A 25,046-nucleotide genomic window follows, 5' to 3' on the forward strand; every position below is an offset into this window, starting at 1 on the left:
CGCGGGAGCCAGAAATTCTCGATGCCTGAACGGGAGCCGCTGGAGTTCGGCGTCTGGGAGAGCGACGTGGGCACCTTCGCGCGCGCCACGCCCAAGGGCGAGCTGATGTTCATCCTGTCCGGCGCGGCCACGTTCATCGAAACCGATGGGCCCACGCTGAGCTTCGGTGCGGGCGATCTCCTGGTGGTTCCGCCGAACACGCAGGGCACCTGGGTGGTGTCCGAGAAGCTGCGCAAGGTCTATGTGATGGCATGAGGACTGGAACCACCATGACCTCCCTCACTTCTCCGCTTCTTGGCCTGAACGACCCGAGCCTGCTCCAGCGCAACGCGCTCATCGACGGCCAGTGGGTCGCCGGCCACAGCCGCTTCGACGTCACCGATCCGGCCACGGGCCTCAAGCTCGCCGATGTGCCCAATCTCGGTGCTGCCGATGCCGAACTGGCGATCGCGGCCGCCAACAGGGCCTGGCCCGCCTGGCGTGCCACCACCGGCAAGCAGCGCCACGCCATCCTGTTGAAGTGGTTCGAACTGCTGATGGCCCACCAGGACGATCTGGCCCGCCTCATGACGGCCGAGCAAGGCAAGCCCTTCGCCGAGGCCAAGGGTGAAGTGGCGTATGCCGCCAGCTTCGTCGAATGGTTCGCCGAAGAGGCCAAGCGGGTCAACGGCGAAACCTTGCCGCAGTTCGACAACAACCGCCGCCTGATGGTGCTGAAACAGGCCGTGGGCGTCTGCGCAGCCATCACGCCCTGGAATTTCCCGCTGGCCATGATCACCCGCAAGGTGGCGCCGGCCCTGGCCGCCGGGTGTCCGGTCATCGTCAAGCCTTCGGAGCTGACCCCGCTGACGGCGCTGGCAGCCGCCGAGCTGGCGGTGCGCGCCGGTGTGCCCGCGGGGGTCATCAATGTCCTGACGGCCGACGGCAGCAACAGCATCGCGGTCGGCAAGACGCTGTGCGCTTCGGACGTGGTGCGCCACATCAGCTTCACGGGCTCCACGGAAGTCGGCCGCATCCTGATGGCGCAAAGCGCGCCGACGGTGAAGAAGATGTCGTTGGAGCTGGGCGGCAACGCGCCCTTCATCGTGTTCGACGACGCCGACCTCGACTCCGCCGTCGAAGGCGCCCTGGCCAGCAAGTTCCGCAATGCCGGCCAGACCTGTGTCTGCGCCAACCGCCTCTATGTGCAGGACGCGGTCTACGACGCCTTCGTCGAGAAGTTCGCGGCGAAGGTCAGTGCGTTGAAGGTCGGCAATGGCTTCGATGAGGGCGTGGTGCAGGGCCCGCTCATCGAGCCGGCCGCTGTCGCGAAAGTCCAGAGCCACCTGGATGACGCGGTGTCCAAGGGCGCGCGCATCGTCGCGGGCGGCAAGGCCCTGGGCGGGCAGTTCTTTGCACCGACCGTCGTCGCCGATGCCACGCCAGAGATGCAATGCGCGCGCGAAGAAACCTTCGGTCCCTTTGCGCCCATCTTCCGGTTTTACGAGGAACAGGAAGCGATCGATGCGGCGAACCACACGGAGTTCGGCCTGGCGAGCTACTTCTATACCCGCGACGTCGGCCGCATCTTCCGGGTGGCGGAGGCGCTGGAATACGGCATGGTCGGCATCAATGCCGGCGTCATCGCGACCGAGCACGTCCCGTTCGGCGGCGTGAAGCAGTCAGGGCTCGGCCGCGAGGGTTCGCATCACGGCATCGACGACTACCTCGAGCTGAAGTTCCTGTGCCTCGGCGACATCCAGCATCCCAAGAAATAGACGAGTCGACTGAAGGCGCCGGCCTTCAGTCCACGCTGCGCGCCGAACTGGTGAGAGACCGCGCGCACAGCAGGAGCGCAGGCGCCAGCTTGCGCTCGGCCTCTTCCATGGTCCAGCGGCTGGTCGGCGCCACCACGTGCACGGAGGCCACGGGCCGGCCCTGGCTGCCCAGCACGGGTGCGGCGATGGTCATGTCGCCGAGGAACAGTTCTTCTTCGTTCGTGGCGTAGCCGCGTGCACGCGCCGTGCGCAGGGCGTCCATGATTTCGCCGACGTCGGTGCGCGTGCGCGTGGTGTGGACCACGCGATCGGAGGCCTCGATGCGCGCACGCGCTTCGTCTTCCGGCAGCGCGCTCAGGTAGGCGCGCCCCGACGCGGTGCAGTACATGGGCACGCGGCTGCCGATGGGCATGTGCACCGGCACGAACTGCGCGCTCACGAAACGCGCCACATAGACCATGTCGAGCCCGTCGGCCTCGGTGAGGCAGGTGGTCTCGGTCGTGACCTTGGTGAGCTCCGACAGGAAGGGCGTGGCCACGTCGATCAGCGCATGGGCCGAGAGGTAGTTGAAACCGATCTCCATCACGCGCGGCGTGAGCTGGTAGCGCCGCGTCTTCGGGTGCTTGCGCAGGTAGCCGAGCTTTTCGAGCGTGAACACCATGCGCTGCGCCGAGCTCTTGGTGATGTCGGTGGCGGCGGCCACGTCGGCCAGCGTCATGGTGCGGCGGCTGGCGCTGAAGGCGCACAGCACGGCCAGGCCTTTTTCCAGCGACTGGTTGAACAGAAGGCTGGGGCTGTCGTCCTGCGGAACGGCGGATTCGAGGGGGGCGTCCATGGATTCGAGTATAGCGGGAAGACTCAATCGAATCGCATATCGATTCTTAAAACGCGACTAGTGGTTTTCATTAATTGATTAGAGATTTAAAACAATCGATTATTGGCACGAATGCTGCATCGGTTCCGGTCTCTCTTTTCCATCCTTTCACCTTCCTCTTCCTCAGGAGTGCTCTCATGAAACGAGTCGTTCGTCACCTTCATCGCCTGGCCACGGGCCTGGCACTGGCCGCCGGCGTCGGGCTGGCCGGCGCCCAGAGCGCGGCACCCGCCGCCACTCCCGCACCCGCGAGCTACAACGTGGGCGCCACAGCCACGGGCGTGCCCTTCACCTTCCTGGACGTGAAGACGAACTCGATCCAGGGAATGATGGTCGACACCGTCACCGCCGTCGGCAAGGCGGGCGGCTTCGGCGTGAACGTGCAGCAGACCGTGTTCTCGGCGCTGATTCCCTCGCTCACGGCGCGCAAAGTCGACATCATTTCGGCCGCCATGCTGAAGACGCCCGCGCGCCAGGAGGTGGTCGACTTCAGCGACCCCGTGTATTCGTACGGCGAAGGCCTGATCGTGAAGGACAGCGACACGCGCCCCTATGTGTCGCTCGACGAACTCAAGGGCGAGGTGGTCGGCGCGCAGGTGGGCACCGTGTTCCTGGACATGCTCAACAAGAAGGGCATCTTCAAGGAAGTGCGCAGCTACGACTCGGTGGCCGACATGACTCGCGACCTGTCGCTGGGCCGCATCAAGGCCGGCCTGGGCGACCAGCCCGTCATCGCCTACCAGCTGCGCCAGGCCGCCTTCAACGGCGTCAAGCTGGTGCAGAGCTACAAGTCCGTGAACGTGGGCGACGTGTGCCTGGTGGTGCGCAAGGGCGACACGCAGACGCTCGAGCGCCTGAACAAGGCCATCGCCAAGGTCAAGGCCGACGGCACGCTGGCCGCCATCGTGGGCAAGTGGGGCATCTGAGATGAGCAGCTTCCTGCAGAACGCGCAGGAGTTCCTGCCCATCCTGCTGCAGGGCGCGGTGGTCACGGTGCAGGTCACCGTGCTGTCGTTCCTGCTGAGCAGCGTGCTCGGGCTGGCCTTTGCGCTGATGAAGCTGTCGCCGGTGCGGGCGCTGTCGGTCACGGCCGACGTGGTCATCAACGTGATCCGCGGGCTGCCGATCATCGTGCAGCTGTTCTACATCTACTTCGTGCTGCCCGAGTTCGGCGTCGAGCTCACGGCGTTCCAGGCCGGCGTGATCGGGCTGGGCATTGCCTACTCGGCCTACCAGGCGGAGAACTTCCGCGCCGGCATCGAGGCGGTCGACCCGGGCCAGCGCGAAGCGGCGCAGGCGATGGGCATGCGCTCGATGCTGATCATGCGCCGCGTGATCCTGCCGCAGGCCTTTCGCATCGCGCTGCCGCCCTACGGCAACACGCTCGTGATGATGCTGAAGGACTCGTCGCTGGTGTCCACCATCACCGTGGCCGAGATGACGCGCGCGGGCCAGCTCATCGCCTCGTCCACCTTCCAGAACATGACCGTCTACACGCTGGTCGCCCTGCTCTACCTGCTCATGAGCCTGCCGCTGGTGTGGGGCCTGCGCCGGCTCGAGAAGCGCTTTGCCGCCGGGAGAAAAAAACCATGATCGACGTCCACGGACTCGAAAAGAATTTCGGCGCGCACCGCGTGCTGCAGGGCGTGAGCCTGCGCGTGGACGCAGGCGAGGTGGTGTGCCTGATCGGCCCGTCGGGCTCGGGCAAGTCGACGGTGCTTCGCTGCATCAACGGGCTGGAGTCTTACGAAGGCGGCGAGGTGCGCGCCTTCGGCGAGCGCGTCGACCGCGCCGCGCCCACCATCCACCGGCTGCGCAGCCGCATGGGCATGGTGTTCCAGCGCTTCAACCTGTTCCCGCACCGCACCGTGCTGGAGAACGTGATGGAAGGCCCCGTCTTCGTGCAGAAGCGCCCGCCCGCGCAAGCCCGCGAAGAAGCGCTCGCGCTGCTGGCCAAGGTCGGCCTGGCCGAGAAGGCGCAGGCCTGGCCCGCGCAACTGTCGGGCGGCCAGCAGCAGCGCGTGGCCATTGCGCGCGCACTGGCCATGAAGCCCGAGGCGATGCTGTTCGACGAGCCCACCTCGGCGCTCGACCCCGAACTGGTCGGCGATGTGCTGGGCGTGATGCGCGCGCTGGCCGACGAAGGCATGACGATGATCGTCGTCACGCACGAGATGGGGTTCGCGCGCGAGGTGGCCGACCGCGTGTGCTTCCTGCACAGCGGCAGCATCGTCGAGGAAGGCCCGGCCGCGCAGGTGCTCGGCGCGCCGAGTCATGCGCGCACGCAGGACTTTTTGCGCCGCGTGCTGCATCCGTCGACGGGCGCAGCGGCATGAGCGACATGAGCGCCATCGCCATGCCGCCTTCGCTGTGGGCCGCCACCGCGCCGGCCGCGTCGCCCACGCCCCCGCTGGCCGAATCGCGCCATGCCGACGTGCTGGTCGTGGGCGCCGGCTTCACCGGCCTGAGCGCCGCGCTGCACCTGGCCGAAACGGGCGCGCGCGTGTGCGTGCTCGAAGCCGGCGAGCCCGGCTGGGGCGCCTCGGGGCGCAACGGCGGGCAGGTGAACCCCTCGCTCAAGCACGACCCCGACGACCTCGTGCGCCTGTACGGCGCGGCGCGCGCAGAGCCGCTCATCGAGGCCGTGTCGAACTCCGCCGACCTGGTGTTCGACCTCATCGCGCGCCATGGCATCGACTGCCAGCCCGTGCGCAACGGCTGGCTGCAGGTGGCCTATTCGCCGAAGCACGTCGGCGGGCTGCACGCACGCGCACGGCAATGGGAGCGTCGCGGCGTGCCCACGCGCATGCTCGATCGCGCCGAAGTCGCCGCGCGCCTGGGCACGCAGGCCTTCGCGGGCGGCTGGCTCGACGGGCGCGCGGGCGGCATCCAGCCGCTGGCCTACACGCGCGGGCTGGTGCGCGCCGCCCAGCAAGCGGGCGTGGCAGTGCACGGTGGCAGTGCGGTCACGGCGCTCGCGCGCCAGGGCGTGCACTGGCACGCCACCACGGCCAGCGGCGCCACCGTGACGGCCGACCAGGTGCTGCTGGCCACCAACGGCTACACCGGCGCGCTGTGGCCGACGCTGTCGCGCACCGTGCTGGCCGCCAACAGCTTCATCGTCGCGACCGAGCCACTGTCGGGCCGCGAGGCCGACGCCATCCTGCGGGGCGGCGAGACGGCCTCGACCTCGCAGCGCCTGCTGCTGTACTTCCGCAAGGACGCGCAGGGCCGGCTGCTCATGGGCGGGCGCGGCCACTTCGCCGATCCGACGGGCCCCGCCGATTTCGCGCACCTGGAGCGCTCGCTCGAACTGCTGTTCCCGCAGCTGGGTCCGTTGCGCTACCAGTACCGATGGGCCGGCCGCATCGCGGTCACGCGCGACTTCATGCCGCACGTGCACACGCCCGCGCCGGGCCTGACGATCGCGCTGGGCTACAACGGGCGCGGCATCGCACTGGCCACGAGCGTGGGGAAGCACGTGGCCGCGCGCATGGCCGATGCGCGCGCGCCGTTTCCGTACCCGGTGACGCCGCTGCAGCCGATTCCACTGCACGGGCTGCAGCGCTTCTACATCGGCGGTGGGGTGGCCTGGTACAGCCTGCTCGACCGACTGGCCTGAGCACACGCACGCACGCGCCCGCGGCGCGTGGCCGCACCTGAACTGAACACGCCAGCCGATCGCTGGCGTCCCCCATCAAGCGCTCTCACGGCCTTCAGTGCAGCGTTCTGGGGTCAGAAGGGGAGCGAGACCTCGAGGGCGCTTCGAGCGCGCGATGGCCCGGTGATGAGACCCGCGCGCGGCCTGCTCACGCAGAACCGCCATGGCGGTGGGCAAAGAGGAACGGGTTACGACGGAAACCAGCGCGGCACATGCGGCACCGCATCGTGCAGCGAATCGAGCACGTGAAAGGCCTGCGCGACGATCGCCTCGGGCGGGTGCTTGAGGTCGGGCACCACCACCACGCGCATCCCGGCGGCCAGCGCGGCCTTGGCGCCGTTCTCGCTGTCTTCGAAGGCGACGCAATCGGCAGGGTCCACGCCCAGGCGCTCGGCCGCGAGCCGGTACAGCGCCGGATCGGGCTTGGCGCGCGCCACCTCGTCGCCACCCGCGAAGGCCTCGAAGTGATGGAGCACGTCGAGGCTGCCCAGGCAGGCCGCGATCTGGCCGCGCGTGGACGACGAGGCGACCGCGCAGCGCGTGCCGCGTCCGCGCAAGGCGGTGAGCAGCTCGGCCGCGCCGGGCTTGATGGGAAAGAGCGGCCGGACGTCGCCTGCCAGACGTTCCAGCTGCAGCGCGGCAGTCACTTGCGCCGCCGCATGCTGGTAGGCAGCGACGCCGCCGAGCAGCGTCGCAAGGATCTGCTTCGACTCGCTCATGGCCAGCCCCACGCATTGCAGGTACTGGGCGTGCGAAAGCTCGACATCGAGCGTGCGGGCCGCTGCGATCCAGGCGGCCATGATGGGGCGCTCGGAATCGATCAGCAGCCCATCCATGTCAAAAATGGCGGCGGTGAACATCGAGGCGAATCCTAAGCCAGGGCGCGCCTGTGCCGCGGAGGCCATGAAAAAAGGGGCCATCGGCCCCTTCGTTCGAGAAACGGCAACGCGCCGCTCAGTCCCGCGCCAGCGCCCGGTTCAGCCCCAGCGCCGCCAGCGTGCCGAGCGCGCCCGACAGCAGGTAGATGCTCACGAAGGCCAGGCCGAAGTGGGCCGACAGGCCCAGGGCGACCAGCGGGGCAAAGGCCGCGCCGATGAGCCAGGCCAGGTCGGCCGTGAGGGCCGCGCCCACGTAGCGGTACTTGGGCGCGAAGTTGGAGGTCACGGCGCCGGCCGCCTGGCCGTACGACAGGCCCAGCAGTGCAAAGCCCAGCACGATGAAGATGTCCTGGCCGATGCGTCCGCCGTCGAGCAGCGTGGGCGCAAAGCCGCTGAACACGGCGATCATCGCGGCCAGGCCGCCGAGCGTGAAGCGACGGCCGATGCGGTCGGCGATCAGGCCCGAGGCCACGATGCCGATGGCACCGAACACCGCGCCGACCATCTGCACGATCAGGAACTCGGTGATCGACTGGTCGGAGTACAGCGAAATCCACGACAGCGGGAACACCGTGATCAGGTGAAACAGCGCGTAGCTGGCCAGCGCGGCGAACGCGCCGATCAGCAGGTTGGCGCCCTGCGAGCGGGTCAGCTCGACCACGCTGGTGGGCTGCAGCTCGCGCTCTTCGAGCAGGCGCGCGTACTCGTCGGTGGCCACCAGGCGCAGGCGCGCGAACAGCGCCACCACGTTGATGGCGAAGGCCACGTAGAAGGTGTAGCGCCAGCCCCAATCGAGGAAGTCGGCCAGCGGCAGGCTGGAATACAGGTACGCGAACAGCGCGCTGGCCACGAAGAAGCCCAGCGGTGCGCCCAGCTGGCCCAGCATGGCGTACCAGCCGCGCTTGTTGGGCGGGGCGTTCAGCGCCAGCAGCGACGGCAGGCCGTCCCACGAGCCGCCCAGTGCCAGGCCCTGGGCAAAGCGGAAGATCGACAGCAGCACGATGGCCGTGAAGCCGATGCTCGCGTAGCCCGGCAGGAAAGCAATGCCGGCCGTCGAGGTGCCCAGCAGGAACAGCGCAATCGTGAGCTTGGTCTCGCGCCCGAAGCGCCGCTGGATCGCCATCGAGATCACGGTGCCGAAGGGGCGCGCGATGAAGGCGAACGAGAAGATCACGAAGGCCCAGAGCACGCCTTCCAGGCGCTGCTCGAACGGGAAGAACACCGCCGGGAACACCAGCACCGAGGCGATGCCGTAGACGAAGAAGTCGAAATACTCGGAGGCGCGACCGATGACCACGCCGACCGCGATCTCGCCCGGGGCGATGTGCGAATGGTCGGCGCCTGCGACGCGGGCGCCGCCTTCGGTCGGGTGCGGCACGGGCTGGGCGCCTTGTGGACTGATGCTGGACGTCGTCATCTTGCTAGCTGGCTGGCTGTAATTCGGGTGTCACGCCGGGGCGCGACACAGGGGAAATTCTGGACACCCTGTAGCGTCTCACCGAATTGCATTTACCGCCATAGGACAAAACGTCCAATAGGCGAAATCCCTTGGGCGGCGTAGATTGCAGGGTCATTTTTGCGCGGCCTTCGCACTTTCCTCTCCCGGCATGCACATCCTCAAGACCCTTCGCCGAGCGCTTCTGCTGCTCTCCGCCGTTTTCCTGGCGGGCTGCAACACGGTGCTGTTGAACCCCTCCGGCGACATCGCCAACCAGCAGGGGCGCCTCATCGTCGTCTCGACGGTGCTGATGCTGATCATCATCATCCCGGTGATCGCGCTGACCATCTTCTTTGCCTGGCGCTATCGCCAGTCGAACAAGGAGGCCACCTACAGCCCCGACTGGGACCACTCCACGCAGCTCGAGCTGGCGATCTGGGCCGCGCCGCTCCTGATCATCATCGCGCTGGGCGCGATCACCTGGATCAGCACCCACACGCTGGACCCGTACCGCCCGCTGAGCCGCCTGGACGCGCAGCGCCCGATTCCCGCCGAAACCAAGCCCCTGGTGGTCGAGGTGGTGGCGCTGGACTGGAAGTGGCTCTTCATCTACCCAGAGCAGGGCATTGCCACGGTGAACGAGCTGGCGGCCCCGGTGGACCGCCCGATCAGCTTCAAGATCACGGCCTCGTCGGTCATGAACTCCTTCTTCATCCCCGCGCTGGCCGGCCAGATCTATGCCATGCCGGGCATGGAGACCAAGCTGCACGCGGTGATCAACAAGCCGGGTGAGTTCGACGGCTTCTCCGCCAACTACAGCGGCGCGGGCTTCTCGGGCATGCGCTTCAAGTTCCACGGCCTGAGCCATGACGGCTTCGACCAGTGGGTGGCCAAGGTCAAGACCGGCAAAGAGGGCGAACTGACCCGCGAGCAATACAAGAAGCTCGAAGTGCCGAGCGAGCGCGAGCCCGTGCGCCACTACGCCGCGGTCGATCCCGCCCTGTACGACGCCATCCTGAACCTGTGCGTCGACCGCAACAAGATGTGCATGAAGGAAATGATGGCCATCGACGCCGACGGCGGCCTGGGCAAGCCCGGCGCGTTCAACGTCGCCACCAAGCTGGCCTGGCAGGCCGACTCCCTCGACACGCCCAAGCGCAAGTACGTCACCGCGATGTGCACCACCGAAGAATAAGATGTTGCAGAACCTAGACCTGACGAAGCTCGTCTTCGGCCGCCTCTCCTGGGAGGCGATTCCCCTTCACGAGCCGATCCTGCTCGTGACCTTCGCGGCCGTGATCCTGGGCGGCCTGGCGCTGCTGGGCGCCGTGACCTACTTCAAGCTGTGGGGCACCTTGTGGAATGACTGGATCACCAGCATCGACCACAAGAAGATCGGCATCATGTACATCATCCTGGGCCTGGTGATGCTGCTGCGCGGCTTCGCCGACGCACTGATGATGCGGGCCCAGCAGGCCGTCGCCTTCGGCGACAACGCGGGCTTTCTGCCGCCGCACCACTACGACCAGATCTTCACCGCCCACGGCGTGATCATGATCTTCTTCGTGGCGATGCCGCTGGTCACGGGCCTCATGAACTTCGTGGTGCCACTGCAGATCGGCGCGCGCGACGTGGCCTTCCCGTTCCTGAACAACTTCAGCTTCTGGATGACCACCTTCGGCGCCGGCCTCGTGATGGCCTCGCTGTTCGTGGGCGAGTTCGCCAAGACCGGCTGGCTGGCGTACCCGCCGCTGTCGGGCATCCTGTTCAGTCCTGACGTGGGGGTGGATTACTACATCTGGTCCTTGCAGATCGCGGGGGTGGGCACATTGCTCTCGGGCGTGAACCTGCTGGCCACCATCGTGAAGATGCGCGCGCCCGGCATGACCATGATGAAGATGCCTGTGTTCACGTGGACCGCCCTGTGCACCAACGTGCTGATCGTGGCTGCCTTCCCGGTGCTCACGGCCGTGCTGGCCCTGCTGTCGCTCGACCGTTACGTCGGCACCAACTTCTTCACGAACGACATGGGCGGCAACGCCATGATGTACGTGAACCTGATCTGGATCTGGGGTCACCCCGAGGTGTACATCCTGATCCTGCCGGCCTTCGGCATCTTCTCGGAAGTGGTCTCCACCTTCTCCAGCAAGCGCCTGTTCGGCTACGCCTCGATGGTCTACGCCACGGTCGTGATCACGATCCTGTCGTACCTCGTGTGGCTGCACCACTTCTTCACTATGGGCTCCGGCGCCAGCGTGAACTCGTTCTTCGGCATCACGACGATGATCATCTCGATCCCGACAGGGGCGAAGATCTTCAACTGGCTCTTCACCATGTACCGCGGCCGCATCCGTTTCGAGCTGCCCATGATGTGGACCATCGGCTTCATGATCACCTTCGTGATCGGCGGCATGACCGGCGTGCTGCTGGCCGTGCCCCCGGCCGACTTCGTGCTGCACAACAGCCTGTTCCTCATTGCCCACTTCCACAACGTGATCATCGGCGGCGTGCTGTTCGGCATGCTGGCGGGCATCACCTACTGGTTCCCGAAGGCCTTCGGCTACAAGCTCGATCCGTTCTGGGGCAAGTGCTCGTTCTGGTTCTGGATCGTCGGCTTCTGGATGGCCTTCATGCCGCTGTACATCCTGGGCCTGATGGGCGTCACGCGCCGCATGAGCCACTTCCAGGACATGTCGCTGCAGATCTGGTTCCAGGTCGCCGCCGTCGGCGCCGTGCTCATCGCACTGGGTATCGCCTCGTTCCTGATCCAGCTGGTGGTGAGCTTCATCCGCCGCGAGTCGCTGCGCGACACCACGGGCGACCCGTGGAACGGCCGCACGCTCGAGTGGTCGACCTCGTCGCCGCCGCCGGCCTACAACTTCGCGTTCACGCCGCGCGTGCATGACAACGACGCCTGGACCGACATGAAGGCCCGCGGCTACCAGCGTCCGCTGGACGGCTTCAGCCCCGTGCACATGCCCAAGAACACGGCCGCCGGCTTCATCATCGCGGCGCTGAGCGCGGTGTGCGGCTTCGCCTTGATCTGGCAGATGTGGCTCGTGGCCGGCATCGGCTTCGTGACCATGCTGGTCGCGATCATCGTCCACACCTTCAACTACAAGCGCGACTACTACATCCCCGCGGAAGAAGTCGTTCGCACCGAAGAAGCGCGCACGCGCCTGCTGGCCACCGCCCATGTCTGATACCACCGCCCTCCCCTCCCGGAACGCGAACGCACCGGCGTTCGAGCTGTTCCACGTCCGCAACGAGGACCACCACCCCGAGAACGGCACGCTGCTGGGCTTCTGGCTCTACCTGATGAGCGACTGCCTCATCTTTGCCTGCCTGTTCGCGGTGTATGGCGTGCTGGGCCGCAACTACGCGGCCGGCCCCTCGGGCGCCGACCTGTTCGACCTGCCGCTGGTGGCGATGAACACGTCGCTGCTGCTGCTGTCGTCGATCACCTACGGCTTCGCGATGCTCGAGATGCAGCGCAAGCGCATGGGCGGCGTGCTGCTGTGGCTGGGCATCACCGGCCTCTTGGGCCTGGGCTTCATCGGCCTGGAGCTGTACGAGTTCGCGCACCTCCTGCACGAAGGCGCCGGCCCGCAGCGCAGCGCCTTCCTGTCGTCGTTCTTCGCGCTGGTGGGCACGCACGGCCTGCACGTGAGCTTCGGCATCATCTGGCTCGTCGTGCTGATGGTCCAGCTGCCCAAGCACGGCTTCACCCCCGCCAACCGCCGCCGCCTGATGTGCCTGTCGATGTTCTGGCACTTCCTGGACGTCGTGTGGATCGGCGTCTTCACCTTTGTGTATCTGATGGGATCGATGGCATGAGCGCCCACACCGACACCGCCGCGCACGGCCATGGCGCACACGATGGGCATGACGCCCACCACGACGACGGCCCCGTGAGCCACAGCACCTTCAAGGGCTACATGACCGGCTTCGTGCTGGCCGTGATCCTGACCGCGATCCCGTTCTGGCTCGTGATGGGCAAGGTGATCGCCAACCCGAGCACCACCGCCCTCGTCATCCTCGGCTTCGCCGTGGTGCAGATCGTGGTCCACATGGTGTACTTCCTGCACATGGACGCCAAGTCCGAAGGCGGCTGGAACATGCTGGCGCTGATCTTCACGCTGGTGCTCGTGGTCATCACGCTGGCCGGGTCGCTGTGGGTCATGTATCACATGAACACCAACATGATGCCGGCCATGGTCCACGACATGAAGAACATGCCCTGATGGCCTCGGCCGCCCGCCCGCGCTCCGTTGTCACGCGTGCGGCGCTGGCGGTCTGCGCCGTCCTCGCCTTTGCCGGCTTTCTTGCGCTCGGCACCTGGCAGGTCGAGCGCCGGGCCTGGAAGCTCGATCTCATCGCCCGCGTCGACCAGCGCGTGCACGCCCCGGCCACCGACGCGCCGGCGCGGTCCGAATGGCCCACGGTCAACGCGGCCGACAACGAATACACCCACGTGCGCCTTCGCGGCACGTTCCTCCACGACAAGGAAGCGCTGGTCCAGGCCAACACGAAGCTCGGCCCGGGCTTCTGGGTGCTGACCCCGCTGCGCACCGCCGACGGCAGCGTCGTGCTCGTCAACCGCGGCTTCGTGCCGCCCGAGGCGCGCGAGCGCGCGGCGCGCACCGCCCCCGAGCCCCAAGGCGACACCGCCGTGGCCGGCCTGCTGCGCCTCACCGAGCCGAAGGGCGGCTTCCTGCGCACGAACGACCCCGCGGCCGACCGCTGGTTCTCGCGTGACGTGCAGGCCATTGCCGCGGCGCGCGGCCTGGCCGATGTGGCGCCCTACTTCGTCGATGCCGAAGCCGGCCGCGCGATTGCGCAGGCCGCGCCCACGTGGCCGGCCGGCGGCCTGACGGTCGTCGCCTTCCCCAACAGCCACCTGGTCTACGCCCTCACCTGGTACGGGCTGGCGCTGATGGTGCTCGGCGCCTACTGGTTCGTGTGGCGCGACGACCGGCGCCGGCAGGCGGCACCCGGCGGCAGCGGCGAAAATGCGCCGCATGCCGACGCCGCACGCTCCGACCCCGCCGGTCCCGCCGATGTCCGCCGCGACTGACAAGCTCGTCGCGGTGGCCGGCGAGCTGCACGCCCCGCGCGCGGGCGTCGCCAGCCTGGACAACGCCATCGGCCACCAGAACATGCAGCAGCTGATCCAGCTGCGCTGGTTCGCCGTGGTCGGACAGGTGGCCACCATCCTCGTGGTGCACTACGGTTTCGGCATCCGCCTGCCGCTGAACCACATGCTGCAGGTGCTCACCTGCCTGGCGCTGTTCAACATGGTGAGCCTGCTGCGCCTGCGCATCCATGGCCGCGTGACCAACGAAGAGCTGTTCGTCGCGCTGCTGGTCGACGTGGCCACGCTCACAGCCCAGCTGTACCTCAGCGGCGGCGCCACCAACCCCTTCGTCTTTCTGTACCTGCTGCAGGTGATCCTGGGCGCGGTGCTGCTCAAGGCCTGGTCGACCTGGACCATCGTGGTCATCACCGGCCTGTGCTTTGCGGGCCTGGCGCTGTTCTCGCGCCCGCTGCCGCTGCCGCTGGACCACGACCGCGGCCTGTGGAGCCCCTACGTGCAGGGCATGCTGGTGTGCTTTGCGCTCAACGCCGCGCTGCTGGTGGTCTTCATCACCCGCATCAGCCGCAACCTGCGCGTGCGCGACGCGCGGCTGGCCGACCTGCGCCAGCGCGCGTCGGAAGAAGAACACATCGTGCGCATGGGCCTGCTGGCCTCCGGCGCGGCGCACGAGCTGGGCACGCCGCTGGCCACGCTGGCCGTGATCCTGGGCGACTGGCGCCGGCTGCCGCACTTCAGCTCCGACCCCGAGCTGCTGCAGGAAGTGGCCGAAATGGAAGTGCAGATCCAGCGCTGCAAGAGCATCGTGAGCGGCATCCTGCTATCGGCCGGCGAGACGCGCGGCGAATCGTCCGAAGAGACCACCGTGCGCACCTTCCTGGACGACCTCGTCGAAGAATGGCGCACCACCCGCCCGGTCGAGGAGTTCGACTACGAGAACCTGTTCGGGCAAGACCTGCCGATGGTCTCCGACTCGGCGATCAAGCAGATGGTGTGCAACGTGCTCGACAACGCGCTCGAGGCCTCGCCGCACTGGCTGCGCCTGGAAGCCACGCACGACGCCGATGCGCTCACCATCACCGTCACCGACGCGGGCCCCGGCTTCATGCCGGCCATCCTCGCGGAGTTCGGCAAGCCCTACCAGTCGAGCAAGGGCCGTCCCGGCGGCGGGCTGGGCCTGTTCCTGGTCGTGAACGTGGCGCGCACACTGGGCGGGCGCGTCTCCGTGCGCAACCGCCCCGAGGGCGGCGCCATCGTGACCATCACGCTGCCGCTGGCGGCCATCGTGCTCGAAGAGGACGAAGAAGCAGCAACCACCCTCGCGGACAACGCCGCCCCCCCAGCCCCGAGCAGCCCATGACCCCCACACCCGACCCCACCGCCGAGGTCCGCCAGCTGCTGATCGTCGAGGACGACGAAGCCTTCGCGCGCACGCTCGCGCGCTCGTTCGAGCGGCGCGGCTACGTGGTGGTGCATGCGCGCAACCTCGAGGAAGTGGAAGCGGTGCTCGAGGAAGGCGACGGCCCCTCGCCGGGCTACGCCGTGGTCGACCTGAAGCTCAACGGCGAGGCCTCGGGCCTGGCCTGTGTGCAGATCCTGCACCGGCACGACGCCGAGATGCTGATCGTGGTGCTCACCGGCTTCGCGAGCATTGCCACTGCCGTCGAGGCCATCAAGCTCGGCGCCTGCCATTACCTGGCCAAGCCCTCGAACACCGACGACATCGAGGCCGCCTTCGGCCGCGCCGCCGGCACCACCGAGGTCGAACTGACCAACCGCTCGACCTCGATCAAGACGCTGGAGTGGGAGCGCATCCACGAAATGCTGGCCGAAACCGGCTTCAACATCTCGGAAACCGCACGCCGGCTTGGCATGCATCGGCGCACATTGGCACGCAAACTCGGCAAACAGCAGGTCAAGTAACATGATCTGCCGGTTTCGCGCATTCTTGCGGAACCAAACCCGACCCTGGAGGCTCTGTTCCTGATGACGAATAGCCCGCCGCTGCAACTGCAGCCCGCCCTTTCCGCCGATCTGAAGAAAACGCCGGCGTCCGCCGCGCGCGACCAGACCGCGATGGAAGAGCTCTTCAACGCCCTGAGCCACGGCCTGGGCCTGTTGCTGGCGATCGCCTCGCTGCCGATCCTGGTCTACAGCGCCGCCCAGAAGGGCCAGGCCGCAGCCGTGGTGGGCGCGTCGCTCTTCGCGGGCACGGCCATCGTGCTGTACCTGATCTCCACGCTGTACCACGCGCTGCCGATCGGCCGCGCCAAAGCCTGGTTCAACCGGCTCGACCACGCGGCCATCTACCTGTTCATTGCGGGCAGCTACATGCCCTTCTTGTTCGGCGTGCTGCGCGGGCCCTGGGGCTGGACGCTGTTCGGCGCCATCACCGCCGCCGCCGTGCTGGGCGTGAGCGCCAAGCTGTTCAACCGCCTGCAGCACCCGCTGTGGTCCACCGGCCTGTACGTGGCGATGGGTTGGATGGCGCTGATGGCGGCGGTGCCGCTGTACGAGCGCATGTCATCGGCCGGTCTGGCCTGGCTCGTGGCCGGCGGGCTGTTCTACACGGCCGGGGCCGTGGTGTTCCTGTTCGACAACAAGGTGCGCTATGCGCATTCGGTGTGGCACCTGTTTGTGCTGGCCGGCAGCACCTGCCACTTCTTCGCCGTGCTCTGGCACGCGCACGGCTGAGCGCTTTTACTCAGTAGTGAGGCGGGAGTTCGTCGCGCAGGTTGCGCGCGCCCCCGTCCTGCCCCGCGTTCTGGCTCTGCAGCCGCAGCTGCGCGACCTGCAGGATCAGGCTGTCGATCTGCTGCTGTTGCCGGTAGATCGTCATGTTCAGCTGCTCGAGCAGGTCTTCGGCGTAGCTCGACTTGATCTCGAGGTCGTTCAGACGCTCTGTCACGTCGTTCGGTGAATGTTCCATGGGGCTATTGGACAGGAAGATCCACCGGTTTTCTTGACAGCGCCCCGCTCAGTCGCGCGTGCGCGTGTTCACGCAGCGGCTGCGAAACATCTTCGGGGCGACGCAGGCCAGCCAGCGTCATGCGCCGCCGCGATGAGCACCCCCACTTTTCCACGCTCATCGCAATTTTCTGCGGCACACCCGCTTCGGTTGACGATTGTTCGCAGTGCGTGCGACGGCATCCCCGCAGACTGCTTCGACCTCTTTGCCTGTCACGGAAGACGTCGATGCCGCGCACACTTTCAATTGAACCTCCCCCGATCCCCCTTGTCCTGAGACCCCGCGTACGGGAGGCAGCGGTAGCAAAACGGTCACGTACCGGCAATGCACCCTTAATGGCATATCGGCAGATCCAAATCAGCAGGGCAGCGTCGGGACCTACGGCGAATCCGCCTTCATTGGGTGCAATGGCAAGTGGTTCGGTGTTCTCGGTCACTCGGCGTTGCTCATCCATAACTGCGAATTCGATTCAATGAATTGCCTCATAGATGCGCGCGAATCGAATGGTATCGTCCCCAACGTTGTAATCAGCGACTGCAAGCTGCGCGGCAAGTTCGACATGGTCTCAAGCGTTCTGCAGTCGCTCACCATCCGCGACACCGTGCTGGAAAACCTCGACCTCCTCAACGCCACAGTCAAAGAGGATGTAGTGCTAGAGAGAGTCAAGGGCGGCGCCTTGAAAATTTCCATCAAAGAAGGCGCACGCAACTTTGTGCTCAAGGACAGTCAGATCTACGGCAACGACAACGCCGTTTGCAGCGTATATGCGGGGGCCTTCAAAACCCTTCTTGTCGAAAACAATATCTTTGGCGGCGGTCCGGGCAAGCGCACAGGCATCGGAGGTGGTTTTGAACCTGACGACAAGAATCCGCAACCCGTTCTCACGCAAAGCCTCGTGTTCAGGAACAACAAGATCCCGTCGCTGCGTAGCGGTCGGCTGAATGCCGCTCAGGTACTGCTCGAAGGCAACACCATCGATTCGTTGGAGCTTCAACAGGGCAACATTGGCAATTTGAAGATCGTCGGAAATACCATCAGCCGCTCGGTCGACTTCACCAACACCCAAGTCAAAGAAAGCAATGTGCAGTCGCTCGCCAAGGGGCAAGCCAAGCTCGAAGGCTCCAACATCAAGCTGAACTGAGGGCGGCGCCCCGCTCAGGACGTCGAGCCATTCAGCGCAGCCTTCGCGCCGTGCGACTCGACCTCGCCGCGCAGAAACACAAACACCACCACCGCCGTCAACACCGTCACCCCAGCCAGCACGCGCAACAGCGTCCCGAATGCCACGCCATACGCGTGCAGCAGCCCCGCGCGGTCCATGCCCGGCAACAAGGCGAGCGCCTGCGCCAGGTCGCCCGTCACCACGCGCTGCGCCGCCTGCGACACCGCCACGGACGAAGACGACGACACCCCCAGCTGCCGCACCACCAGCGCCGTGAGCCCCGCCCCCACCAGTGCCAGCGCAATGCCCTCCCCCGCGACCCGCACGGTGTTGAAGATGCCCGACGCCATGCCCGCCCGTTCGCGCGGCACCACGCTCACGGCCAGGCCATCCATCAGCCCCCACGGCAGGCCGATGCCGGCGCCGATCAGCAGCAGCGGGCCGACGAGGCCGTGCAAGGGCGTGCCCGGCGCGCAGCGGCTCAGCCACACCAGCCCCGCCGCACACACCAGCAACCCCACCGCCGAGATCACACCCGCCGAGAACCGGTGCGCAAGCCACGCAGCCAGCGTCGGCACCATGAGGATCGGCCCCGACAGCGCGAACATGAAACCGCCCGCCTCCAGCGCGCTGCGCCCTTCGAGCCCGATGAAGCGGATCGGCAGCAGCACCAGCAGCACGACAAAGCCGTAGGCCGGCGCCGCGGCCAGCAGCTGCACGCCGACGAAGCGCGGAAAGCGGAACAGCGACAGGTCGAGCATCGGATGCGCCACGCGCCGCTCGATGGCGATGAAGGCCGCGCCCGTGGCCAGCGCACCGGCCAGCGCCGCGAGCACCCACGGGCTGCCCCAGCCGCTGTCGGGCGCCTGCAGCACGCCCAGCGTGAGCAGGCTCAGCGCGGCCGTGAAGCTGAGCGTGCCCGGCACGTCCAGCCCCATTGCCTGCGGGTTGCGTGACTCGCGCATGCGCGGCGCGGCCAGGCACAGCGCGACGAGGCTCACGGCGCCGGGGCTCAGCATCACGGCGTGCCAGCCGACGGTGTCGGCCAGCCAGCCGGACAGGATCGATCCGCACGACAGCCCCACGCCGAACGAGGTGCCGATGAGGCTGAACGCCCGCAGCCGCGCCGGCCCGTCGAACAGCTGCGCCAGCGCCGCCGTGCCCGCCGCAAAGGCTGCCGCCGAGCCCAGCCCCTGCACGGCGCGCGCGAGATCGAAAGCAACGATGCCCGGCGCCAGCGTCAGCAGCGCACTGCTCAGCGCCACCACCGCCAGGCCCAGCAGAAAGACGCGCTTACGCCCGTACGCATCGGCCAGCGCGCCGGCCGCCATCAGCGTGGCGCCGAAGCTCAGCATGAAGGCGTTGGTCACCCAGTTGAGCTGCACCGGCGTGCCGCCCAGCGTGTCGCGGATCGCGGGCAGCACCACGGCCGGGCCGGTGAAGCTCAGCGGCATGCCGAGCGCGGCCAGGCAGACGGCGGCGAGCAACCAGGCTTTGTGGGAATCGGGGGAAGACATCGGGAGGGCTTTCACGCGGAAGAAGACAAAAGGGGAAATGCGTGAAACGAAGATAAAAGGGATTCAATGAAACGAAAATAGGCCCTCTTATCCTCACACTACCAACCTAAAGTTGCCAATCAAGCCCATGGACAGCTTCAGCGGACTCGAATCCTTCGTGCGGGCGGCCGACCTGCAGAGCTTTGCGCGGGCGGGCCGCGACCTGGGCATCTCGGCCTCGGCCGTGGGCAAGAACGTCGCGCGGCTCGAGGCGCAGGTGGCCGTGCGCCTGTTCCACCGCACCACGCGGCAGGTGCGGCTCACGGCCGAGGGCGCGATGTTCCACGAGCGCTGCCGCCGCATCCTCGACGAGCTCGGCGATGCGCGCGCCATGCTGCAGGACGCCGTCGCCACGCCGCGCGGCCGCCTGCGCGTGAGCCTGCCGACCATCGGCTACCGCTTTCTGTTGCCGATCCTGCCGGCGTTCAAGGCGCGCTATCCCGAGATCGAACTCGACCTCGACTTCAACGACCGGCTGGTCGACGTGGTGGCCGAAGGCGTCGACGTGGCGATCCGCAGCGGCGAGCTGGTCGATTCACAGCTCGTGGCGCGCCGCCTCGGCCCGTTCAGCTTCGTGCTCGCGGCCTCGCCGGCCTACCTCGCGCAGCACGGCGTGCCGCGAGTGCCGGCCGACCTCGCGCGCCACAGCTGCCTGCGCTACAAGTTCGTGACCGGCGGAAAGATCGAAGACTGGGACCTGCCCGGCCTGCCGCCCCAGCTGCCGCCGGGCCTGGTCTGCAACAACATGGAAGCCATGCTGGGCGCCGCGGTCGCGGGCCTGGGCATCGCGTACATGCCCGACTTCCTGGCGCGCGATGCGTTGCGCCGCGGCGAGCTGCAGCGCGTGCTGGCGCCGCACCTCGTGCGGCGAGGGCAGTTTTCTGCGCTGTGGCCGTCGAGCCGGCAGTTGTCGCCGAAGGTGCGGGCGTTTGTCGATTTCGCGAGTGAACACATGTTCACTGCGACCGCCGACGAAGAAGAGAAAGACAACCGCCCGCCGCGCCGCTGAACGGCGGGCGGGGCGGGTGCGTCAGGCCGCGACCGCGAGGTCGGGCGCTTCGACCGGCAGCGGGGCTGGCGCAGCCACGACAGTGGCCGGCTGCGGTTGCACCGGTGCAGCCGTGCGGCCCCACAGCGCCGCCAGTGCGTCCAGCGGGAACAGCGTGCGCGCGTCCTCCGGCGTCGCCGCGCGCACCGTGGTGCCCGCCACGTCGTCGATGTGGGCCGCGCGCACGGCGTCGGGCCGGTGCGCCGGCACCATGAACGGCGAGTGCGTGGTGTAGAGGATCTGGTGGCCGAAGTCGTTCTCCAGGTGCGCGAGCAGATCGGCCTGCGAGCGCGCATGCAGGTGCAGCCCGGGCTCGTCGAGCAGCAGCACGACCGCCCCGGATGCAACGCCCCGGGTGCCGGCGAAGAACGCGATGTAGAACGAGAAGAACCACTGGAAGCCGCGGCTGCGCTCGTCCAGGTTCACTTCGACTTCGTAGGCGCCGTTCGGGTCCGACACCAGCGTCTCCAGGTGCTGCCCGTCGAGGTTGAAGCGAATCTTGAGCGGGCGGTCCTTCCACAGCCGACGGATCTCGGCGGTCACGACGGCACCGGCCCGGTTCACCAACTGGTTGCGCGTCGCCAGGTCGTTCTTCGCCAACAGGTCCTGCAACTGCTGCGGGTCGAGCCCCGCCACCTGGCACAGCTTCTCGAAATTGCGCTCGCCCGCCGTGCGCTCGCCCCAGCCCTTGCGCATGAGGTACTCGGCGATGTTCTGGCGGCCGGGCAGCGAGGCGTAGTCCTCGACGTAGATGAAGCGCGGCAGTTGCTCCAGCACCCAGGCGCGGGCGCGGGCCAGCGCGGGCTGGTCGTTGTCGATCGTGCGTGCCAGCTCTTCGAGCTCGGTCAGCATCTGCGCCTGCTTGTCGGCGATCTCGGCGCCGGCCGTGGCCAGCGCCTGGCGCAGTGCCTGCAATGCCAGCAACGCGCCGGCCGACCACTTGACGAAATCGGGGCTCGGGATCATCGCGGCGTCGAAGGCGTCGGCCTCCTGTTCGAGCGGGGCCTTCAGTTCGTCGGCGACCTTCTCGGCCGCGGCCTTGACGGCGGGCACGATCTTGCGGACCTTGGCCTTGATGTCGCTCACGTCGATCGACAGCGGGCCCAGGCCCTCGAAGCCGGTCGTGCGCGTGGCGCCGTAGCCGCGACCGGCCGTGACCTGGCGCACGCCCGCTGCGCGCGGCAGGATGGCGGCGAGCGCCAGCTGTTCGGAGGCGTCGAGGTCCCAGCGCGTGTGCACGACGGGGGTGTCGTCGGTGCATTCGTCCAGGCGGCGGTGCCGCGGAAAGTCCTTGATGGGACTGAGTGCCGTGAGCCCGTCGGTCGGGTTCAGGCTGTGCAACGCGCGCAGCAGGTTCGATTTGCCGCTGTCATTTCGGCCGAGGATCGCTGTGATCTGGGAGGAATCGATGGAGCCGCTGTCGTGGATCGAGCGATAGTTGGTGATCTGGAATGACGCCAAGCGCATGCAGGAATTTCTCTTCTGAATTGGATACGGGGCCGGGGAATGTATTGCATCCCCGGCCCCGTCTTGCCGATCGCGGAAGAAAAAAACTGTACGGCGCGCTCTTGCCGCGGTGCTGCCCTACTCTGCCGCGCGCCGCAGCGTGTCGACCACCGGCCGGCGCAGCACATCGCGCAAGCCCCACCACCCCGCCGCCAGCGCGAGCACCGCGCCGGCCAGCGCGCCCGCCACTGGCACGAGTGGCGAGGCGGTCCAGGTGAACTCGAACACGTAGCGCGCGAGCCCCCAGCCGATCACCGAGGCCACGATGCTCGCGAGAAAGCCCGCGAGCAGACCGACGCCGATCAGTTCGGCGCGCTGCACCTGCCGCAGCAGGCTGGCGCGGGCGCCCACGGCGCGCATCACGGCGAACTCGCGCGCACGCTCTTCGCGCGTGGCGGTGACGGCCGCGAACAGCACCACCAGCCCGGCCGCCAGCGTGAAGCCGAACAGGAACTCGACCGCGCGGATCACCTGGTCGAGCACGCGCTGCACCTGGTTGATGGTGGCGCTCATGTCGACGTTGGTCACGTTGGGGAAGCTGCGCACCAGCGCGTTGTCGAAGCCGCGCGTTTCGGGCGCGCGGAAGGCGCCCATGTAGGTCACGGGCACGTCGGCCAGCGAGGCCACGGTGTACATCACGAAGAAGTTGGCGTGCAGCGAGCCCCAGTCGACCTTGCGCAGCGAGGTGATGCGCGCGTCGTTCTGCATGCCGCCGATGTCGAAGCGCAGGGTGTCGCCGAGCTTCAGGCCCAGCGTTTCGGCCAGGCCTTCTTCCACGCTCACCTCGTTCTTCGCCTCGGGCGTCCAGGCACCGGCGGTGACGGCGTTGTGCGCGGGCGCGGCGGTGCTGTTGCTCAGGTTGAACTCGCGGTCGACCAGGCGCTTGGCGCGGTCCTCGGTGTAGTCGTCGGGCGTCACGGGCTTGTCGTTGATCGCCACCAGCCGGCCGCGGATCATCGGGTACCAGTCGAACTTGGCGACGCCCGCGTCGCGCAGCGTCTTCTGGAACGCGTCGCTCTGCTCGGGCATCACGTTGATGACGAAACGGTTCGGCGCATCGGGCGGCGTGGCCTTGCGCCAGCTCGCGACGAGGTCGGTGCGCAGCAGAACGAGCAGCACCAGCGCCAGCAGGCCCACGGCGAGCGCGCTGACCTGCACCACGGCGTACGCCGGCCGCGCCGAGATCTGCCGCGTGGCCAGCACCAGCCAGCGCGGCGCGGTGGTTTCGTTGACGCTACGGCGCAGCACCTTCACGGCCAGCCAGCTCAGGAGCGCGAACACGGCCACGGCACCGGCAAAGCCGCCGACCGCGATCAGGCCCAGCTTGATGTCGCTGCTCGCCGCCATCAGCAGCGCCGCAAAGCCCGCCACGCCGATGCCGAGCACGGCGAGCGATGCAGGCTTGAGCCCGCCCACGTCGCGGCGAATCACGCGCAGCGGCGGCACGCGCGCCAACTGCAGCACCGGCGGCAGGCCGAAGGCGAACAGCAGCGTGAGCCCCATGCCCAGGCCGAAGGCCACGGGCCACAGCGTGGCGGCGGGCAATGCGGTCTCGACCAGCCCGGCCAGCAGCAGCACGAACACATAGTGGACGGCGAAGCCGATGGCCACGCCGATCGCGCTGGCCACGGTGCCGATCACCGCGAACTCGAAGGCATAGGCCGCGGCGATGGTGCGCTGGCTCTGGCCGAGCACGCGCAGCATGGCGCAGTCGTCCAGGTGGCTGGCCGCGAAGCCGCGCGCGGCCAGCGCCACGGCCACGGCCGACAGCAGCGCGGCGAGCAGCGCGACGAGGCTCAGGAATTTCTCGGCGCGGTCGAGCGTCTGGCGCATCTCGGGCCGGCCGCCTTCGAAGGAGTCGAGCCGCACGCCGCGCAGCTCGCCCTTCTTGATGGTGGCGTCGGCCCACTCGGTGAAGCGCTTCACCGCGGCGTCGTCGCCGGCCACGGCGTAGCGGTAGCCCACGCGGCTGGCCGGCTGCACGAGGCCGGTGCGCGCCACGTCGGACTGGTTGAGCATCACGCGTGGCGAAAAACTCATGAAGCCCGCGCCCCGGTCGGGTTCCAGCGTGATCACGCGGCCCACGCGCAGGCCGGTGTCGCCCAGCAGCAGCGTGTCGCCGACCTTCAGACCCAGCGAGTCGAGCAGCGAGGCATCGACCCAGACCTCGCCCGACGCCGGCACGTCGCGCGTCACGGTGCCCGCGCCTTCGGCCGTGGTGGCCGTCTGCAGGTTGCCGCGCAGCGGGTAGCCCGGCGCCACGGCCTTCAGGGCCACGAGCTTGCTGGCGCCACCCTGCGCCTCTTCGGCCCGCGCCATGGTGGGGAAACCGAAGGTGCCGGTGCCCGCAAGGCCGAACGACTTCGCCTGTGCGATGAAGGCCTCGGGCGTCGGGTTGTCGCTCACGACCACGGCGTCGCCGCCCAGCAGTTGGCGCGCGTCGCGCTGCAATCCGCCCTGCAGCCGGTCGGCAAAGAAGCCGACCGCCGTGAGCGCGGCCACGGCCAGCACCACGGCCACGATCAAGAGGCGCAGCTCGCCGGCACGCAGATCGCGCCAGAGCGTGCGCCAGCCAAGGCGAAGGGAAGCATTCATAGGCGCGAACGATAGCCGAGCCCCGCCAGGGCCGCGGCGATCAAGGGTTATTGCCCGCCCCGGGCCCTTGATCGAAGCGACATGCTGTCGCATGATGCGAAAAACGCATCCCGTCGCCACCGTCGGCACGGGGACTAAAACAGCCCGTGAACAGCCCGTTGTCGGACCGCCCTTCCCCCACAAGGAGTGTTGTCGATGCCTCGATGTCAGCGCCTGCCAGCCCTCGGCCTTTGTCTGGCCCTTGGTTTGTTGTTGAGTGCCTGTGACCCCAAGCCCGCGAGCGCTCCCGCCGCTGGCGCCGCCCCCGCTCCTGCAGGCGGCAGCCCGACCGGCGTCAAGCCGGCCGCCTCGGGCGACACCGTCGATCCCTCCGCTTCCCCCAAAGGCCCGTCCGAAGGCGGCGCAGCCGTGGGCGGCATGAGCGGCGCGGGCGGTGGTGGCACCTCCGGCGGGGCAGCCCCGGCCCCGAGCGGCGGCGACGGCACTGCCCCCAAATAAGAAAACAGAA

The 25,046-nt window shown here is 67.8% G+C and carries 24 protein-coding genes; 17 read left to right on the forward strand and 7 right to left on the reverse strand.

The window, feature by feature from the left end:
* Positions 1–21 precede the first annotated feature (21 nt).
* Together CLU95_RS08220 and CLU95_RS08225 are read left to right on the forward strand one after the other, a co-directional pair.
* On the forward strand, positions 22–255 hold the full coding sequence (locus tag CLU95_RS08220) for a cupin domain-containing protein (RefSeq protein WP_180288567.1): 234 nt from the start codon (positions 22–24) through the stop codon (positions 253–255).
* A 14-nt stretch (positions 256–269) separates the two neighbouring features.
* On the forward strand, positions 270–1,757 hold the full coding sequence (locus CLU95_RS08225; RefSeq protein WP_099792097.1) for an NAD-dependent succinate-semialdehyde dehydrogenase: 1,488 nt from the start codon (positions 270–272) through the stop codon (positions 1,755–1,757).
* Between the two features lie 25 nt (positions 1,758–1,782).
* On the opposite strand, the gene CLU95_RS08230 is transcribed toward CLU95_RS08225, so the two are convergent.
* Entirely contained in the window at positions 1,783–2,592 is an 810-nt protein-coding gene (locus CLU95_RS08230; RefSeq protein ID WP_099792099.1) for an IclR family transcriptional regulator, read from the reverse strand.
* A gap of 176 nt (positions 2,593–2,768) precedes the next feature.
* Here CLU95_RS08230 and CLU95_RS08235 point away from each other — a divergent pair, with 176 nt between their 5' ends.
* From CLU95_RS08235 to CLU95_RS08250, 4 genes are read left to right on the forward strand one after another with little or no spacing between them, the layout of a single operon-like run.
* On the forward strand, positions 2,769–3,557 hold the full coding sequence (locus CLU95_RS08235) for an ABC transporter substrate-binding protein (protein WP_099792101.1): 789 nt from the start codon (positions 2,769–2,771) through the stop codon (positions 3,555–3,557).
* 1 nt (position 3,558) lies between these two features.
* Positions 3,559–4,224 carry an ectoine/hydroxyectoine ABC transporter permease subunit EhuD gene (gene ehuD / locus CLU95_RS08240; RefSeq protein WP_099792103.1) on the forward strand — a complete coding sequence of 222 codons (666 nt, stop codon included), beginning with the start codon at positions 3,559–3,561 and terminating at the stop codon, positions 4,222–4,224.
* Positions 4,221–4,967 carry an amino acid ABC transporter ATP-binding protein gene (locus CLU95_RS08245; RefSeq protein ID WP_099792105.1) on the forward strand — a complete coding sequence of 249 codons (747 nt, stop codon included), beginning with the start codon at positions 4,221–4,223 and terminating at the stop codon, positions 4,965–4,967. The genes ehuD and CLU95_RS08245 overlap by 4 nt, the downstream gene beginning before the upstream one ends.
* Positions 4,968–4,972: 5 nt before the next feature.
* Positions 4,973–6,253, forward strand: a complete 1,281-nt coding sequence (locus tag CLU95_RS08250; protein WP_180288724.1) for an NAD(P)/FAD-dependent oxidoreductase — start codon at positions 4,973–4,975, stop codon at positions 6,251–6,253.
* 227 nt (positions 6,254–6,480) lie between these two features.
* Here CLU95_RS08250 and CLU95_RS08255 read toward each other — a convergent pair whose 3' ends face one another.
* Together CLU95_RS08255 and CLU95_RS08260 are read right to left on the reverse strand one after the other, a co-directional pair.
* The gene (locus CLU95_RS08255; protein ID WP_099792109.1) at positions 6,481–7,152 is read right to left on the reverse strand and encodes an HAD family hydrolase; all 672 of its coding nucleotides are present in this window, start codon (positions 7,150–7,152) and stop codon (positions 6,481–6,483) included.
* Between the two features lie 94 nt (positions 7,153–7,246).
* Entirely contained in the window at positions 7,247–8,587 is a 1,341-nt protein-coding gene (locus CLU95_RS08260; RefSeq protein ID WP_099792111.1) for an MFS transporter, read from the reverse strand.
* Positions 8,588–8,777: 190 nt separating this feature from the next.
* On the opposite strand from CLU95_RS08260, the gene cyoA reads away from it, so the two are divergent.
* The 8 genes from cyoA (at position 8,778) to trhA (ending at position 16,397) form a co-directional block, all read left to right on the forward strand.
* Positions 8,778–9,803: a ubiquinol oxidase subunit II gene (cyoA, locus tag CLU95_RS08265; RefSeq protein ID WP_099792113.1), complete on the forward strand. Its 1,026-nt coding sequence runs from the start codon at positions 8,778–8,780 to the stop codon at positions 9,801–9,803.
* 1 nt (position 9,804) lies between these two features.
* Positions 9,805–11,811 carry a cytochrome o ubiquinol oxidase subunit I gene (cyoB, locus tag CLU95_RS08270; RefSeq protein WP_099792115.1) on the forward strand — a complete coding sequence of 669 codons (2,007 nt, stop codon included), beginning with the start codon at positions 9,805–9,807 and terminating at the stop codon, positions 11,809–11,811.
* Positions 11,804–12,445, forward strand: a complete 642-nt coding sequence (gene cyoC / locus CLU95_RS08275; protein ID WP_099792117.1) for a cytochrome o ubiquinol oxidase subunit III — start codon at positions 11,804–11,806, stop codon at positions 12,443–12,445. The genes cyoB and cyoC overlap by 8 nt, the downstream gene beginning before the upstream one ends.
* The gene (gene cyoD, locus CLU95_RS08280) at positions 12,442–12,852 is read left to right on the forward strand and encodes a cytochrome o ubiquinol oxidase subunit IV (protein ID WP_099792119.1); all 411 of its coding nucleotides are present in this window, start codon (positions 12,442–12,444) and stop codon (positions 12,850–12,852) included. The genes cyoC and cyoD overlap by 4 nt, the downstream gene beginning before the upstream one ends.
* Complete coding sequence (locus CLU95_RS08285) at positions 12,852–13,685, forward strand: SURF1 family protein (RefSeq protein ID WP_099792121.1); 834 nt, start codon at positions 12,852–12,854, stop codon at positions 13,683–13,685. Before cyoD ends, CLU95_RS08285 begins: the two co-directional genes overlap by 1 nt.
* Positions 13,669–15,063 (forward strand): ATP-binding protein, encoded by a 1,395-nt coding sequence (locus CLU95_RS08290; RefSeq protein ID WP_099797174.1) that lies wholly within the window; start codon positions 13,669–13,671, stop codon positions 15,061–15,063. Before CLU95_RS08285 ends, CLU95_RS08290 begins: the two co-directional genes overlap by 17 nt.
* The gene (locus CLU95_RS08295) at positions 15,060–15,626 is read left to right on the forward strand and encodes a response regulator transcription factor (protein WP_099792123.1); all 567 of its coding nucleotides are present in this window, start codon (positions 15,060–15,062) and stop codon (positions 15,624–15,626) included. The genes CLU95_RS08290 and CLU95_RS08295 overlap by 4 nt, the downstream gene beginning before the upstream one ends.
* Before the next feature lie 63 nt (positions 15,627–15,689).
* Positions 15,690–16,397 carry a PAQR family membrane homeostasis protein TrhA gene (gene trhA / locus CLU95_RS08300; protein ID WP_099792125.1) on the forward strand — a complete coding sequence of 236 codons (708 nt, stop codon included), beginning with the start codon at positions 15,690–15,692 and terminating at the stop codon, positions 16,395–16,397.
* A 10-nt stretch (positions 16,398–16,407) separates the two neighbouring features.
* On the opposite strand, the gene CLU95_RS08305 is transcribed toward trhA, so the two are convergent.
* Complete coding sequence (locus tag CLU95_RS08305; RefSeq protein WP_062469081.1) at positions 16,408–16,632, reverse strand: SlyX family protein; 225 nt, start codon at positions 16,630–16,632, stop codon at positions 16,408–16,410.
* 511 nt (positions 16,633–17,143) lie between these two features.
* Between CLU95_RS08305 and CLU95_RS08310 the strand changes: the two genes are divergently transcribed.
* A complete protein-coding gene (locus tag CLU95_RS08310; RefSeq protein WP_099792127.1) occupies positions 17,144–17,812 on the forward strand; it encodes a hypothetical protein in 669 nt (222 codons plus the stop codon).
* 14 nt (positions 17,813–17,826) lie between these two features.
* Here CLU95_RS08310 and CLU95_RS08315 read toward each other — a convergent pair whose 3' ends face one another.
* The gene (locus CLU95_RS08315; protein WP_099792129.1) at positions 17,827–19,350 is read right to left on the reverse strand and encodes an MFS transporter; all 1,524 of its coding nucleotides are present in this window, start codon (positions 19,348–19,350) and stop codon (positions 17,827–17,829) included.
* Positions 19,351–19,477: 127 nt separating this feature from the next.
* On the opposite strand from CLU95_RS08315, the gene CLU95_RS08320 reads away from it, so the two are divergent.
* Entirely contained in the window at positions 19,478–20,398 is a 921-nt protein-coding gene (locus CLU95_RS08320) for a LysR family transcriptional regulator (protein WP_099792131.1), read from the forward strand.
* A gap of 21 nt (positions 20,399–20,419) precedes the next feature.
* On the opposite strand, the gene CLU95_RS08325 is transcribed toward CLU95_RS08320, so the two are convergent.
* Positions 20,420–21,904: an AAA family ATPase gene (locus CLU95_RS08325; RefSeq protein ID WP_099792133.1), complete on the reverse strand. Its 1,485-nt coding sequence runs from the start codon at positions 21,902–21,904 to the stop codon at positions 20,420–20,422.
* A gap of 117 nt (positions 21,905–22,021) precedes the next feature.
* Positions 22,022–24,538, reverse strand: coding sequence for an ABC transporter permease (locus CLU95_RS08330; protein ID WP_099792135.1), 2,517 nt, complete (start codon positions 24,536–24,538; stop codon positions 22,022–22,024).
* A gap of 252 nt (positions 24,539–24,790) precedes the next feature.
* Here CLU95_RS08330 and CLU95_RS08335 point away from each other — a divergent pair, with 252 nt between their 5' ends.
* Complete coding sequence (locus tag CLU95_RS08335; protein WP_257214562.1) at positions 24,791–25,036, forward strand: hypothetical protein; 246 nt, start codon at positions 24,791–24,793, stop codon at positions 25,034–25,036.
* Positions 25,037–25,046 lie beyond the last annotated feature (10 nt).

Origin of the sequence: Variovorax sp. 54, assembly GCF_002754375.1 — a bacterium.
Taxonomy (GTDB): Bacteria; Pseudomonadota; Gammaproteobacteria; order Burkholderiales; family Burkholderiaceae_C; genus Variovorax.

Excerpts from the sequence above, each read along its gene's own strand:
- cyoB (WP_099792115.1), top strand. The coding sequence starts at position 9,805 with ATGTTGCAGAACCTAGACCTGACGAAGCTCGTCTTCGGCCGCCTCTCC.
- CLU95_RS08260 (WP_099792111.1), bottom strand. The coding sequence starts at position 8,587 with ATGACGACGTCCAGCATCAGTCCACAAGGCGCCCAGCCCGTGCCGCAC.
- CLU95_RS08320 (WP_099792131.1), top strand. The coding sequence starts at position 19,478 with ATGGACAGCTTCAGCGGACTCGAATCCTTCGTGCGGGCGGCCGACCTG.
- CLU95_RS08225 (WP_099792097.1), top strand. The coding sequence starts at position 270 with ATGACCTCCCTCACTTCTCCGCTTCTTGGCCTGAACGACCCGAGCCTG.
- CLU95_RS08305 (WP_062469081.1), bottom strand. The coding sequence starts at position 16,632 with ATGGAACATTCACCGAACGACGTGACAGAGCGTCTGAACGACCTCGAG.
- CLU95_RS08245 (WP_099792105.1), top strand. The coding sequence starts at position 4,221 with ATGATCGACGTCCACGGACTCGAAAAGAATTTCGGCGCGCACCGCGTG.
- CLU95_RS08325 (WP_099792133.1), bottom strand. The coding sequence starts at position 21,904 with ATGCGCTTGGCGTCATTCCAGATCACCAACTATCGCTCGATCCACGAC.
- CLU95_RS08295 (WP_099792123.1), top strand. The coding sequence starts at position 15,060 with ATGACCCCCACACCCGACCCCACCGCCGAGGTCCGCCAGCTGCTGATC.
- cyoD (WP_099792119.1), top strand. The coding sequence starts at position 12,442 with ATGAGCGCCCACACCGACACCGCCGCGCACGGCCATGGCGCACACGAT.
- CLU95_RS08315 (WP_099792129.1), bottom strand. The coding sequence starts at position 19,350 with ATGTCTTCCCCCGATTCCCACAAAGCCTGGTTGCTCGCCGCCGTCTGC.
- cyoC (WP_099792117.1), top strand. The coding sequence starts at position 11,804 with ATGTCTGATACCACCGCCCTCCCCTCCCGGAACGCGAACGCACCGGCG.
- CLU95_RS08310 (WP_099792127.1), top strand. The coding sequence starts at position 17,144 with ATGAATTGCCTCATAGATGCGCGCGAATCGAATGGTATCGTCCCCAAC.
- ehuD (WP_099792103.1), top strand. The coding sequence starts at position 3,559 with ATGAGCAGCTTCCTGCAGAACGCGCAGGAGTTCCTGCCCATCCTGCTG.
- CLU95_RS08255 (WP_099792109.1), bottom strand. The coding sequence starts at position 7,152 with ATGTTCACCGCCGCCATTTTTGACATGGATGGGCTGCTGATCGATTCC.
- CLU95_RS08235 (WP_099792101.1), top strand. The coding sequence starts at position 2,769 with ATGAAACGAGTCGTTCGTCACCTTCATCGCCTGGCCACGGGCCTGGCA.
- CLU95_RS08230 (WP_099792099.1), bottom strand. The coding sequence starts at position 2,592 with ATGGACGCCCCCCTCGAATCCGCCGTTCCGCAGGACGACAGCCCCAGC.
- CLU95_RS08250 (WP_180288724.1), top strand. The coding sequence starts at position 4,973 with ATGAGCGCCATCGCCATGCCGCCTTCGCTGTGGGCCGCCACCGCGCCG.
- CLU95_RS08290 (WP_099797174.1), top strand. The coding sequence starts at position 13,669 with ATGTCCGCCGCGACTGACAAGCTCGTCGCGGTGGCCGGCGAGCTGCAC.
- cyoA (WP_099792113.1), top strand. The coding sequence starts at position 8,778 with ATGCACATCCTCAAGACCCTTCGCCGAGCGCTTCTGCTGCTCTCCGCC.
- CLU95_RS08330 (WP_099792135.1), bottom strand. The coding sequence starts at position 24,538 with ATGAATGCTTCCCTTCGCCTTGGCTGGCGCACGCTCTGGCGCGATCTG.
- trhA (WP_099792125.1), top strand. The coding sequence starts at position 15,690 with ATGACGAATAGCCCGCCGCTGCAACTGCAGCCCGCCCTTTCCGCCGAT.
- CLU95_RS08285 (WP_099792121.1), top strand. The coding sequence starts at position 12,852 with ATGGCCTCGGCCGCCCGCCCGCGCTCCGTTGTCACGCGTGCGGCGCTG.
- CLU95_RS08220 (WP_180288567.1), top strand. The coding sequence starts at position 22 with ATGCCTGAACGGGAGCCGCTGGAGTTCGGCGTCTGGGAGAGCGACGTG.